Here is a 12,352-nt window from a genome sequence, read left to right as displayed (position 1 = left end):
TTCCTTTTAATTATGCTCTTAAATGAATTATAGTCTTAATATTAAAAATAATTAAATGATGCCAAAATGCGCAGCAAAATAAGAACGCTCACTAATTTTAGCCGTGCACTATCCAGCCAATCTTTCTGTCTACGTCCAGAGAATGAAGAGCAACTTACTGATTATCTTGCCCATAATCCTCAGCAAAACATACTCATGCGTGGTTCAGGATTGTGCTACAACGACAGTTGTTTTAATACTGATGGTTTTATTATCAACAGCGAGCGTTTGAATCACTTTATCAGTTTTGATCACGAAACCGGTATTGTGCTCTGTCAGGGAGGAGTATCACTTAAAGATTTATTTTTAGTGCATCCTGATTACATTCCTCCTGTCATTCCAGGTACTATCCACATTACAGTTGCCGGCGGAATTGCTCACGATGTGCATGGAAAAAACAATCATCAAGCAGGTAGTTTTGGCCACCACCTCATTGGATTTGATTTACTGATTGGAGGTAAAAAATTTCATTGCAGTCCTAATGATAACAGCGATTTATTTTATGCCACAATTGCAGGCTTAGGCCTTACAGGTGTTATCACTCGTGTCGCGCTCCGCCTTAAAAAGGCTCCACGTTTTGTGCAAGCGAAACATCAGCAATTTGAATCATTTCAAACACTCACTGAATATATGAGAACTACGGGTATTCACCATGATTATCAAGTTGCTTGGCTTGATCTACTCAATCCTGCTTTACGCGCTGTTCTTTCAGTAGCGGATCACTGTGAGCCTTTCGACAATAAAAGAATAAAAATCCGTACAATCCCTAATATTCCCTTTTCTTTAATCAAATCATGGAATATAAAATTATTTAATCAGTATTTCTTAAGTAGTAAAAAAGGACACGAAAAACTCACACTGGAACAGTTCAATAATCCTCTTGATAAACTCATGCATTGGAATAGACTTTATGGCCCTAAAGGATTAATTCAATTCCAAGCAGTATTCAGTGAAGACCGGGCCTTAGACACTTTTGAGCAGTTAGTACAATTGATTAGAGCTCATAAAGCAACACCTACTCTTGCTGTTCTCAAGCTATTCACTCAATCAGGTGAAGGTTTACTCTCATTCTGTAAACCAGGATTCACCCTAGCAGTTGATTTTATTAATAATTTACATGCGAAACAGGCAATATCAGCCATGAATCAATTAATCACAGAACTCAATGGGCGAGTGTATTTGGCGAAGGATTTACTTTTGAATGAAGAACAATTTCACCAGATGTATGAGAAACATGAACAATTTTCTCAAACCCTTGAGCATTATGGATGTAACATGCATTCTGATCTGGCACAACGTTTAGGGCTAAAAAAATGACACAGAGAACATGGGTCATAATCGGAGCAACCTCCATCATTGCAGAAAAATTTGCACATATTGTTGCCCAGTCAGGCCATCAATTACTTTTAGTAGGACGCCAGGAAACACAACTCAATCTCATCGCAAATGATATCAAACTTAGGTATCAAATCAGTTGTGATGTACTTATTTTGGATTTAGTTGATCAAATTGATGCTCTCGTTTCAATACTTAAAGCAAAAGATGGCGAACTTGATTTGTTTATTGCACACAGTGACTTCACTGATAACGATCACTTGAATGATGAAACAATCGCTCATCTTATCAAACTGAATGTTTTGACAACTGCTTTATTGATCCATACGTACTTAAATCGTCAACAAAAAGAACATAATTTGCTGTTCCTAAGTTCGGTTGCTGCATGCCGAGGACGCTCTAAAAACAGCCTTTATGGAGCCAGTAAAGCAAGTATTGAAATTTACCTCCAGGGCCTACAACAGGCTGCCAGTCCAAGCCAACACATTACCATTGCCCGCTTGGGTTTTATTGATACGAAACAAACTTATGGTTTACCTGGTATTTTTTATGCGGCCCCACCGGACTCCTGTGCACAAGCCTGCTGGAACGCATTGACGCGTAGAAAAAGAATATTCTATTATCCTTATTTCTGGCGAATAATTATGGCGATAATTACCCGATTGCCATTTTTTCTTTATAAGAAAATGGGCAAGATTTGAGATTCTATTGGTTACTTCATAGCGAATAGTAGGTTGGGCGTTGGTCCACAAAGTTAAGTTATTCTCAAAACAGACTCTTTGTAATATCGGTGTACGCCTTGTTGCTCGCAATCAGGATTTCAATCAAATCCTCTATTATTAATCACAACAGACTTTTGCTGCAATTTTGTCCCTAAATTGTTGGATTGTTTTGACCTGTGAGATCTCAGTTTTTCATTTTAAATTTTTCTACGTACCGCGCTTTATGCGCGGTATCCAGGGGATCCTGCTATAGAAATGCTCAGTGGCATCTTAAAATATCGTTCTGGATATGCGCTTAAAGCAGGTACGTAGGCGAAAAAATTAGTGTGGGGTTCTCATCAAAAAACTGACGATCCCTCAGGGCAAAATGACCCAACCTACTGAGTATTCAATTGCTTTATTTTAAGATCTTAATCATAGGTAAGATTGTTTTTATCAAGTCAAAAAATTGTAAAATGTAGATAACAAGAATGATAAGTACCAATACATTTAATAGACTTTTAATTGATGGCGGCATTGGAATAAAAGTATTGATTAACCACAAAGCCACCCCGAAAACCACAATTACAGCGATTAAGTTCAATAGCCCGGCCATAATTATCCTTATTAATGAGGGTTTCTGTTTAAAATTATAGCAGATTTACAAATACTTAGGAGTCTAAAGATGAAAAAGTCTATGGATCAAAAAACTATTGTCTTGGTGTTCCTGTCTTTTCCTTCAGTAAGTCGCGAATTTCAGTTAATAAAGCTTCTTCCTTTGTTGGGGTTTCTTTCTTTTCCTCCTCTTTTCTTAACAAAGAAATCACTTTAATTGCTACAAAAATTGAAAACGAAATGATAGTAAAATCAATCACTGCCTGGAGAAACTCGCCCCACTTTACAACCGCATCACCCACAGTAAACGTCCTATTGGCGACATTGATTCCACCCAATAATAAACCAATTATAGGCATGATAATACCACTGACAAGTGAGCTAATAATTTTGCCAAATGCAGCGCCTATAACCACAGCAACCGCAAGATCCATCACATTTCCTTTGATAGCAAATTGCTTAAACTCTTGCAGAAAACTCATGTCATGTCCTTATGTATGGTTGTTTTCAAGATAAGTAGCCTGAGAAGATAGGCTACTTGATATCATTTTTACGAACGGAGCACCATTTCTCTAATTTCTTCTATCTTTTTCTCTAAATCAGGTGGGACCTCCCCGCCGCCTTGGGCCATATCATCACGGCCACCGCCTTTTCCACAGAGATGCCTTACTAAAGCGGCTGCAGCAGGTGCTTTACCTAAAATATTTTTACTCACTCCTGCAATCACATTCATTTTATTTTGGTCTACGGTAAATAAAACAATGACAGCTGAATCGAGTCTGGATTTCAGTTGATCCAAGGTAGTACGCATGGTTTGGCTATCTACACCTTCCAATCGTTTTACAAGCAAACTAATTCCGTTAATTTTTTCCACTTCATTTGCCAGATCAGCACCTGATTTTTGTGCTTTCTCACTTTGTAATTTGGCGATTTCCTTTTCCAAACCTTTATTTTCAGTAAGTAGCTGTCCCACTTTATCCGGTAAACTATTTGCTGTGGTTTTTAACAAAGAAGCTAACTCATTCAGCATGAACTGTTGTTCATTAACCCATGCTAGAGCATAACGCCCTGTCACCATCTCGATACGCCTCACGCCACTGGCAATCCCGTATTCAGCAACAATTTTAAATAGACCAATATCACCTGTCCGTTGCGCATGCGTTCCACCACAAAGTTCTTTAGAGAATTCACCCATGGATAATACGCGCACTTTATCAGTATATTTCTCTCCAAAAAGAGCTACTGCACCACTTTTTTTAGCAGAATCAATATCCATAATTCGAGTTACCACTTCATGATTGGCCCGAATTTGATCATTAACCAACGATTCAATTTCTTTAATTTGTTCTGCGGTTAATGGTTCAAAATGAGAAAAGTCAAAACGCGCACGCTCCGCATCAACCAATGAACCTTTTTGCTGGACTTGGGATCCAACTACTGTTTTTAAAGCAGCATGCAATAAATGAGTGGCTGTATGATTTAAACGAATTGCTTCTCGACGCTCATTGTCTATTTGTGCCTTAACTAATTGATCTAAAGTTGCAGTACCTTCCACTACTTCGCCATAATGCACTATGGCTTGACCTGTTTTTTGTGTATCATCGACTCGAAAACGTAAGCCCGCACTGGTTAATAGCCCTTTATCCCCTACTTGGCCACCACTTTCTGCGTAAAAAGGCGTGTGATCCAAAACTAAAGCTCCTTGCATCCCTTGACTTAAGATTTGCACTTCGCTTCCTTCGTGCAATAAGGCAATAATTTTTGCTTCTGTTTCCTTTTTCTCATAGCCATGAAAATCAGATTGGTAGTCCAATTGGGCACTGGTGCTATAATCCATGCTGAATTGGCTAGCAGCTTGAGATTGCTCTCTTTGCTGTTGCATCAATTGATTAAAACCATCCATATCCACATAAAGCCCTTGTTCTCTCGCTATATCAGCAGTTAAATCAACCGGAAAACCATAAGTGTCATACAGTTTAAATGCGATCTCTCCAGATATTTCGTGGCCTCCTAGAGAATGCATTTGTTCTTGCAAGAGACGTAAACCCTGATCCAGCGTACGTGCAAATTGATTTTCTTCTTGATTAAGGATTTTTTCTATATGCGCTTTAAATTTTATCAATTCAGGATATGCATCCCCCATTACTTGAATTAAGGGCTCTACCAATCGTGAAAAAAATGGTGTTGGCAAGCCCAACTTATTACCATGTCGTACTGCTCTTCTTATGATTCTTCTGAGCACATATCCTCGTCCTTCATTACCTGGAATCACTCCATCGGCAATTAAAAATGCACAAGAACGAATATGATCTGCAATTACTTTTAAAGAGGTATGGTTTAAATCGAGAGGCAGGTTAGATGTGATCTTTCCATCTTCTATAGCGACATAAGTCTTTGAAAGTTTTGCAGCAGATTGAATTAAATGCTGGAAAATATCCGTTTCATAGTTACTGTGCACGCCCTGGACTACTGCAGCGAGGCGCTCAAGGCCCATCCCTGTATCTACAGAAGGTTTAGGTAAAGGATGCAAATTCCCTTCCTTATCCCGGTTAAACTGCATGAATACCAGGTTCCAAATTTCTATATATCGGTCCCCATCTTCATCAGGAGTCCCTGGAGGACCCCCTGGAATTTCAGGGCCATGATCATAAAAGATTTCAGTGCAAGGACCACAAGGGCCAGTATCCCCCATGGACCAAAAATTATCCTTTTCCCCGCAACGCGAAAATCGTGCAGCCGAAACTTTCATTTCTTTAAGCCAGATATCTTCTGCTTCCTGATCTTCTTTATAAACAGTTACCCACAAACGCTCTTCGGGTAAATGCAGAACTTGAGTTAAAAATTCCCAAGCAAATTTTATTGCTTCTCGCTTAAAATAATCTCCGAAACTAAAGTTACCCAACATTTCAAAAAATGTATGGTGTCTTGCTGTATAACCCACATTCTCCAAGTCATTGTGTTTACCTCCTGCACGCACACAACGTTGTGCAGTGACCGCTCGTTGATAAGCGCGTGTTTCAAGTCCTAAAAATAAATCCTTAAATTGCACCATACCTGCATTAGTAAATAATAAAGTAGGATCATTCGCAGGAACTAAGGAACTGGATTCCACTAATTGATGACCACGTTGTGTGAAATAATCAAAGAATGCTTGTCTAATTTCAGAACTTTTCATTTATAATCAACACCAATTTGAGTTAATTTAATCTTTAGCCTGGGTGAAGCGGAGCTGCACTGACATTGAGTTACGACATTTGACTTTACTTCTACGTCCTGCGGCTTGTCCGCAGGATCCAGTGATGGTGAGAGATACTTTGGATCCCGCGGACAAGCCGCGGGACGTAGTCAAAACATTTATCTCTTAACTCAATGTCAGTACGGTTCCGCCTTCACCCAGGCTACAAAGTACCTAGGATACGATTTCATTTTTATTTTTCCAATTCTTTTTTTACTCGAGCAATGATATCCATACCAAATCCGCGATAAAGCAAAAACCGCTGCTGCTTTTGGAGTTCCTCAAAAGATAAATCACATTGACCTTTACTTTTTTTTCGCCAGACATCTAAGGCATAAGTCAACCAATTATCTTCCTCTTGCTGTAAGAATTGATGAATTAATTCCTTGTTAATTCCTTTACTACTTAATTCCTGACTTATTTTTAAAGGTCCATAACCCTGACGAATGCGTGACCGGCTGTATATTTCTACAAAACGATAATCATTTTGTAAATCCAAGCGTTGGCATTCCTCCAGTGCATTTTTTATTTCTATTGGATTATATCCTTTTTGTTTTAATTTATCATAAAGCTCTACCCTACTGTGCTCGCGCCTGGATAACAGGCGCATAGCACTATCAAATGCTTTAGTCATCAATTGTCTCAAATTCATCGGCACTAGCTGATGCAAGCATAGGTAGTTTTTTCTCTAGGAGCTCAGTACGGATTTGCTGCTCAAGAACTGCTGCAACTTGAGAATTCTCCTTAAGGTACAAGCGAACATTATCCTTACCTTGGCCAATTTTCTCTCCTTTATAACTGTACCAAGCACCCGATTTTTCAATCAGATTGAGTTGGACACCCAAGTTGATAATTTCACTTTCACGAGAAATACCTTCATTATAAAGAATATCAAATTCAGTCATTTTGAATGGTGGGGCAACTTTATTTTTAACTACTTTAACGCGGGTTTCACTACCTAAAACTTCTTCGCCTTTTTTAATTGACCCAATGCGACGGATATCCAAGCGGACAGAAGCATAGAACTTCAATGCATTGCCACCAGTGGTTGTTTCAGGGCTGCCAAACATCACACCAATTTTCATACGGATTTGGTTAATGAAAATAACTAGGGTATTGGACCGTTTAATATTAGCGGTCAATTTACGTAACGCTTGCGACATAAGTCGAGCTTGTAAACCAACATGTGAATCCCCCATTTCCCCTTCAATTTCTGCTTTGGGAGTCAATGCCGCAACAGAGTCGACGATAATTACATCTACAGCGGCTGAACGAACCAGCATATCAGTAATCTCCAGAGCTTGCTCCCCTGTATCCGGTTGAGAAACCAATAATTCATCCACATTAACACCTAGTTTTTGTGCATAACTAGGATCTAAAGCATGTTCTGCGTCAATAAATGCGGCAGTGCCTCCCATTTTTTGACATTCTGCAATTACTTGTAAGGTCAAAGTAGTTTTACCAGAAGATTCGGGACCATAAATTTCAACAACACGCCCTTTGGGCAGACCACCAATCCCCAATGCGATATCCAATCCTAAAGATCCTGTTGAAATGGCTTCTATATCTCGGGATACGGTGCTGTCTCCCATACGCATCACTGATCCTTTACCAAATTGACGTTCAATTTGAGAGAGGGCAGCTGATAATGCTTTTTGTTTGTTTTCTTCCATAATATTTTCCAGGTAGTTAGAGTTATGCAAGGGTAAAATTATCACACAGATAGGAACAAGCAGCAAATTGATTCACTGGATTAAAAGAGTTTTTTTTGCTCAAGCCTAAGTAATGCAAAAATAGAATCAATGACCCAGAAAAGGAAAGTGAACTACGGGGTCGAAAATCCATGTTTTAAGAATAAAGAGAAAACCCAATAATATCCTTTCTTGGTCAGGTGTTGATTAAATTTATTACTATATGTTAAAATTTTAACAAATAATTTTTTAATATGGAAAATTGCATGCAAAGTAAAAATGAAAAACCATCACCAATTTCTGACGTCATAGCTACTTCATTATATGCAGAACGTGTAGTAATTAATATATCTAATGCCGCTAAGCATCTTTTTTTTCCCACACCAGAGGAATCAAGAATAAGTTTTACAGATCGTGCTCAAATTGAATTTAAAAGGAAGGGGCTGTCATTGGCTAATGATTTAACCAGCATACTTCCACAAAAGTAGGTAGGTTACATGCCCAGGCTTGGCTCTACTGTCAAAAACATAAATTTCAAATATATCTATACTACTTGATGTAAGAAAGAATGCCTGATAAAGCTTCTTGGCATGCAGCCAAGCGTATGTCTTGCCGGTTTCCAGTGAACTGTTTTCTTAATATTCTAGGATTCATCCCTCGAGCTGCCCAACCAAAACACACAGTACCCACTGGCTTCTCAAGACTGCCTCCGTCCGGGCCTGCAATACCAGTAACTGATACAGCGACATGTCCTGCACTATGTTGTAAAGCACCAATCGCCATAGCCTGTGCAACAGGTTCACTGACTGCACCATATTCCTCAATTAATTGTTTAGGCACTGACAAGAGTTCTTCTTTGGCTAGATTACTGTACGTAACAAATCCACGTTCAAACCAGACTGAACTTCCAGAAATTTCAGTGAGATAACTTGCGATGAGACCTCCAGTACATGATTCAGCCGTGACGAGTTGCCAATTCTTTTTTTTTAGAATTGTTGAAATTTCTTTGATTAGTTTATCAAATGGACTCATGAATATACTGAAATTGACCTGGGTTATGGCCTAAGCCTTCACCCAGGTCAAAAAATTTACTGGTTTGGAGTTTGGTTTTGAGTTCCACCAGCTGGTTGAGTTTGTGCTGGTTGAGGTGTGGTCGTAGTCGTATCCGTAGTGGTTCCTGCAGCGGGTTGCTTGTTACTTTGCTCACCACATGCAGTTAACGCTAATGCCAATAAACCAGTTGCAGCAACAAAAGCGAAACGTTTCATTTTATTCTCCCTATAAGTTTAATATTTTTTTAAATCCCTTTAGATTCTAGCAAATAAATTTAAATTCAACCATGACCTATTGATATTTCAACAAAAAAGTTGAAGCATACAGTACTTTCTTATTTTAAAAACTCAAAAAATTAACAATCCAACTAGAAAATACTCTATCATCACAATGTTTCTGTAATGATTTTAGACACTGATCGACCAATTCCTTACTCAGCTTATTTTTGCGGATTTCAATCAGTGCCTGGATATAATTTTTACTATACTCAGGATGGCCTTGTACAGTAAACAGGTTGTTGCGAATTTGCAGCATGTAAAACGGACAGAAATCACTTCCAGCGAGCACTTCTGCCTCTGGAGGTAGAAGTACAACTTGATCCTGGTGGCTAACGAGTAGGTTGAGCGCTCCGAGAGATGGATCCATCCAAGATTTATGCTGAGTGATTTTATTTACCGACAATCCTATCCCCCAACCCTTGGGAGATTGAATCACCTTACCTCCTAATGCCTTCGCAATAAGCTGATGACCAAAACAAATCCCCACGACTTTTTTCCTTCTTGCATGAAGAGATCGGACCAATTCTTCAAGTGCAGTAATCCATGAAAAACCGTCATTGACACCATAGCGACTCCCAGTAATAACATAAGCATCTTCGGCGTCAATATGGGCTGGTAGTTCACCATGACACACATCATAGACTGTAAATATCAAATTGGGTTCTGCCTGATGCAGCAACTTGACATACATTTCTGAATAAGTGCCATGTACAGGAATTAATTCAGGTACTACTTGGTCACATTGCAATATTCCGATTTTCATAGTGTCCCTATGGAATTCCTTAAGGTGCTTCCGCCAATCTCATTACCAAAGTCTTGGAATGATGCAAATCATCCCCATGGATTGCGGCCATAAGAATGCTCCTATATTGCTGCTGGTCGAAAAGGATAGGATTGCTTTGTGCCGAAGGATCTTCTGTTGCCATTATTGCAATACGTGCAACATGTTGCTCATCAATGCTAATTTGAGTCAAACAATGTTCGATCCCTGATTCACGACGCAATTGCAGTATCCAATTGAGAAATCCATCAAATCCATTATCAATCTCCAAATAAGCCGCCAATCGCATTATTTTATGTTCGATCTCAGGTCGATTGGCTTGCAATACATAGGGCATTAAAATGGCATTTAATCGACCATGATGGGCATCGTAAATTGCTCCTAAGGGATGAGCAAGTGCATGCATAGCACCCAAACCACGCTGGAAAGCTGTTGCTCCCATTAACGAAGCGACAAGCATTTGTGTTCTCGAGTCGATATCATTACCATTTTGCATTACTCGAGGTAAATGTTCCTTTATTAGACGTATCCCCTCGAGAGCAATTCCCTCCGCTAATGGATGATAGCCGGGAGCAGAATAAGCTTCCAAGCAATGAGATAATGCATCCATACCTGTTGCTGCTGTGATATTCGGAGGCAAAGCAACCGTCAATTCAGGATCTAAAATAACCATGGCGGGCAACATTTTTGGGTGAAAAATGATCTTTTTACGCTGTTGTTGCGCATCAGTAATAACCGAAGCACGCCCGACCTCTGAACCAGTACCCGCAGTACTTGGTAACGCGATAACAGGGGCTATACCAGCAACATTCACCCGTCGCCAATTATCTCCTATATCTTCAAAATCCCATAACGAACAATTTTGTCCAACCATCAATGCGATGGCTTTGCCTGCATCAAGAGCAGATCCGCCTCCCATAGCAATGACCCCATCATGTTGTCCTTTTCGGTAAATATCTACACCTGCCATCACATTTTCACCTGAAGGATTCGCTTTTACAGCTGCGAATAAAGCAATAGGCAAACCAGCATCATGGCAATTCTTCAATACGGATTCAATCATTGGCAATTTTGCAAGGTTACTGTCTGTAACTAACAATGGTGATTTCATTCCCAGACTATGACAGGCATCAACCAGTTCACGTACACGCCCTGCCCCCACCTTTATCGAAGTGGGATAGTTCCAGTTAGCCGTTAATGATAATGTGCTCATCTATAAATTCCTTTCTAATCGATCATTTTTACATGAAAAGATTTGGGACGGGTCAGTACAGCATATCCTATAGAAGAGAGCGTACATCCACGCCCAGAGTTTTTAATGCCAGTCCAAGCCAAGGCAGGATCTAGATAATCACAACGATTAATAAAGAATGTTCCTGTGTGAAGTTGCTCACCAATAACGATTCCTTGGTCTATATTTTGGGTAAAAACAGCTGCAGTTAATCCATAGTTACTGTCATTCATTAATGCAATCGCTTCGTCATCGCTGTCAACGGACATGATGCCGACCACTGGTCCAAAGGTTTCTTCCGTCATCACCCGCATTTTATGGTTTACTTCGGTTAAAATCTGCGGAGCCATATAGGCAGACCCTGGTTGATCCATGACAAAATCTCGACTGTCGATATGTGCTACAGCACCCTGAGTTAAAGCTTCTTGAATCTGTGCACGAACAAATTCAGCAGAAGATGGGCGAACAAGTGGTCCTAAAGTTGTTTCCGGTTCATCAGGACGCCCAAGTTTATATTGTTTAACCAATGCGACTGCTTTGTTGAGAAAATGATCATAAACCTTCTTATGTACATAAATACGCTCTATCCCGCAGCAGGATTGGCCTGAGTTAAAAAACGCCCCATCCATTAGCGTATCTACAGCTTTATCAATATCTGCATCAAAACGAACATACGCAGGATCTTTTCCTCCAAGCTCTAATCCTACATTCAAAAAACGTCCGGCCGTTATTCGCTCAACCATCTCTCCACCAGCAACAGAACCTGTAAAAGCAACATGATTTATCGCTGGGTGATGCAAGATGTTTTCCGTATCTGTATGCGTCAGATGCAAATACTGGAAAACCCCTTGTGGAAGGTCTGCTTCCCTAAATGCCTGAGCGAAGCGTTCTGCTACAAGTGGTGTTTGTGCTGAATGTTTCAGCAACACAACATTTCCCGCCATAATGGCAGGGATAATTGCATTGACTGCAGTAAGATAAGGATAATTCCAGGGAGCAATCACTAAGGTTAATCCTAATGGTTCACGTGTGATGTAACGAAGAAAGCCTGGCTTTTCAGGTAATCTGATCGGAGCAAGTGCAGCATTTGCAGCAGCGATCATATAACGAGCCCTTTCCTCAAGGCCGTTAATTTCTCCGGCGGCATAACAAATCGGTCTTCCCATTTGCCAGCAAATTTCACTGGCAATCTCATCCTTATTAGCAACCAGAGCATCTACCGCAGCAGTACAATAGTTCGCCCGTTCAATTAGAGTAGTCGCAGCCCATTGTTTTTTTGCGCCTACTGCTCTATCCAATGCAACTTGAATCTCATGGTCATTGGCAAAAGCACGCTCCACATAAAGCGAATTATCTATAGGTGAATAAGTCTTCAATGTATCTTTCATAATCC

General features: G+C 39.9%; 13 protein-coding genes. 3 read left to right on the top strand and 10 right to left on the bottom strand.

Annotation, left to right across the window (positions count from 1 at the left end):
- Positions 1 to 66 precede the first annotated feature (66 nt).
- Together LXO92_RS09255 and LXO92_RS09250 are read left to right on the top strand one after the other, a co-directional pair.
- A complete protein-coding gene (locus tag LXO92_RS09255; protein ID WP_182352395.1) occupies positions 67 to 1,356 on the top strand; it encodes an FAD-binding oxidoreductase in 1,290 nt (429 codons plus the stop codon).
- Positions 1,353 to 2,075 carry an SDR family NAD(P)-dependent oxidoreductase gene (locus LXO92_RS09250; RefSeq protein ID WP_182352394.1) on the top strand — a complete coding sequence of 241 codons (723 nt, stop codon included), beginning with the start codon at positions 1,353 to 1,355 and terminating at the stop codon, positions 2,073 to 2,075. Before LXO92_RS09255 ends, LXO92_RS09250 begins: the two co-directional genes overlap by 4 nt.
- 418 nt (positions 2,076 to 2,493) lie before the next feature.
- Here LXO92_RS09250 and LXO92_RS09245 read toward each other — a convergent pair whose 3' ends face one another.
- From LXO92_RS09245 to recA, 5 genes are all read right to left on the bottom strand, one after another.
- The gene (locus LXO92_RS09245; protein ID WP_232890844.1) at positions 2,494 to 2,691 is read right to left on the bottom strand and encodes a Thivi_2564 family membrane protein; all 198 of its coding nucleotides are present in this window, start codon (positions 2,689 to 2,691) and stop codon (positions 2,494 to 2,496) included.
- Positions 2,692 to 2,785: 94 nt separating this feature from the next.
- Positions 2,786 to 3,172, bottom strand: a complete 387-nt coding sequence (gene mscL, locus LXO92_RS09240) for a large-conductance mechanosensitive channel protein MscL (protein ID WP_182352393.1) — start codon at positions 3,170 to 3,172, stop codon at positions 2,786 to 2,788.
- Between the two features lie 68 nt (positions 3,173 to 3,240).
- Positions 3,241 to 5,865, bottom strand: coding sequence for an alanine--tRNA ligase (gene alaS / locus LXO92_RS09235; RefSeq protein WP_182352392.1), 2,625 nt, complete (start codon positions 5,863 to 5,865; stop codon positions 3,241 to 3,243).
- 253 nt (positions 5,866 to 6,118) lie between these two features.
- On the bottom strand, positions 6,119 to 6,559 hold the full coding sequence (gene recX, locus LXO92_RS09230) for a recombination regulator RecX (protein WP_182352391.1): 441 nt from the start codon (positions 6,557 to 6,559) through the stop codon (positions 6,119 to 6,121).
- On the bottom strand, positions 6,552 to 7,598 hold the full coding sequence (gene recA, locus LXO92_RS09225; RefSeq protein ID WP_182352390.1) for a recombinase RecA: 1,047 nt from the start codon (positions 7,596 to 7,598) through the stop codon (positions 6,552 to 6,554). Before recA ends, recX begins: the two co-directional genes overlap by 8 nt.
- A gap of 284 nt (positions 7,599 to 7,882) precedes the next feature.
- Here recA and LXO92_RS09220 point away from each other — a divergent pair, with 284 nt between their 5' ends.
- Complete coding sequence (locus tag LXO92_RS09220) at positions 7,883 to 8,104, top strand: hypothetical protein (protein ID WP_182352389.1); 222 nt, start codon at positions 7,883 to 7,885, stop codon at positions 8,102 to 8,104.
- Between the two features lie 61 nt (positions 8,105 to 8,165).
- Here the strand turns inward: LXO92_RS09220 and LXO92_RS09215 are convergent, their stop codons facing one another.
- From LXO92_RS09215 to LXO92_RS09195, 5 genes are all read right to left on the bottom strand, one after another.
- The gene (locus LXO92_RS09215; RefSeq protein WP_182352388.1) at positions 8,166 to 8,648 is read right to left on the bottom strand and encodes a CinA family protein; all 483 of its coding nucleotides are present in this window, start codon (positions 8,646 to 8,648) and stop codon (positions 8,166 to 8,168) included.
- A gap of 56 nt (positions 8,649 to 8,704) precedes the next feature.
- Positions 8,705 to 8,884: a hypothetical protein gene (locus LXO92_RS09210; RefSeq protein WP_182352387.1), complete on the bottom strand. Its 180-nt coding sequence runs from the start codon at positions 8,882 to 8,884 to the stop codon at positions 8,705 to 8,707.
- Positions 8,885 to 9,008: 124 nt separating this feature from the next.
- Positions 9,009 to 9,710: a glutamine amidotransferase-related protein gene (locus tag LXO92_RS09205; RefSeq protein ID WP_182352386.1), complete on the bottom strand. Its 702-nt coding sequence runs from the start codon at positions 9,708 to 9,710 to the stop codon at positions 9,009 to 9,011.
- 19 nt (positions 9,711 to 9,729) lie between these two features.
- Positions 9,730 to 10,941, bottom strand: a complete 1,212-nt coding sequence (locus tag LXO92_RS09200; RefSeq protein WP_232890843.1) for an iron-containing alcohol dehydrogenase — start codon at positions 10,939 to 10,941, stop codon at positions 9,730 to 9,732.
- Positions 10,942 to 10,955: 14 nt separating this feature from the next.
- Entirely contained in the window at positions 10,956 to 12,347 is a 1,392-nt protein-coding gene (locus tag LXO92_RS09195) for an aldehyde dehydrogenase family protein (protein WP_182352384.1), read from the bottom strand.
- Positions 12,348 to 12,352 lie beyond the last annotated feature (5 nt).

The organism is Legionella resiliens (assembly GCF_021344005.1).
Taxonomy (GTDB): domain Bacteria; phylum Pseudomonadota; class Gammaproteobacteria; order Legionellales; family Legionellaceae; genus Legionella; species Legionella resiliens.
Note: the sequence above shows the minus strand (reverse complement) of the source record. Positions and strands in the feature narration are given on the sequence as shown.

Excerpts from the sequence above, each read along its gene's own strand:
- recA (WP_182352390.1), bottom strand. The coding sequence starts at position 7,598 with ATGGAAGAAAACAAACAAAAAGCATTATCAGCTGCCCTCTCTCAAATT.
- alaS (WP_182352392.1), bottom strand. The coding sequence starts at position 5,865 with ATGAAAAGTTCTGAAATTAGACAAGCATTCTTTGATTATTTCACACAA.
- LXO92_RS09195 (WP_182352384.1), bottom strand. The coding sequence starts at position 12,347 with ATGAAAGATACATTGAAGACTTATTCACCTATAGATAATTCGCTTTAT.
- LXO92_RS09250 (WP_182352394.1), top strand. The coding sequence starts at position 1,353 with ATGACACAGAGAACATGGGTCATAATCGGAGCAACCTCCATCATTGCA.
- LXO92_RS09215 (WP_182352388.1), bottom strand. The coding sequence starts at position 8,648 with ATGAGTCCATTTGATAAACTAATCAAAGAAATTTCAACAATTCTAAAA.
- LXO92_RS09255 (WP_182352395.1), top strand. The coding sequence starts at position 67 with ATGCGCAGCAAAATAAGAACGCTCACTAATTTTAGCCGTGCACTATCC.
- mscL (WP_182352393.1), bottom strand. The coding sequence starts at position 3,172 with ATGAGTTTTCTGCAAGAGTTTAAGCAATTTGCTATCAAAGGAAATGTG.
- LXO92_RS09205 (WP_182352386.1), bottom strand. The coding sequence starts at position 9,710 with ATGAAAATCGGAATATTGCAATGTGACCAAGTAGTACCTGAATTAATT.
- LXO92_RS09220 (WP_182352389.1), top strand. The coding sequence starts at position 7,883 with ATGCAAAGTAAAAATGAAAAACCATCACCAATTTCTGACGTCATAGCT.
- LXO92_RS09245 (WP_232890844.1), bottom strand. The coding sequence starts at position 2,691 with ATGGCCGGGCTATTGAACTTAATCGCTGTAATTGTGGTTTTCGGGGTG.
- LXO92_RS09210 (WP_182352387.1), bottom strand. The coding sequence starts at position 8,884 with ATGAAACGTTTCGCTTTTGTTGCTGCAACTGGTTTATTGGCATTAGCG.
- LXO92_RS09200 (WP_232890843.1), bottom strand. The coding sequence starts at position 10,941 with ATGAGCACATTATCATTAACGGCTAACTGGAACTATCCCACTTCGATA.
- recX (WP_182352391.1), bottom strand. The coding sequence starts at position 6,559 with ATGACTAAAGCATTTGATAGTGCTATGCGCCTGTTATCCAGGCGCGAG.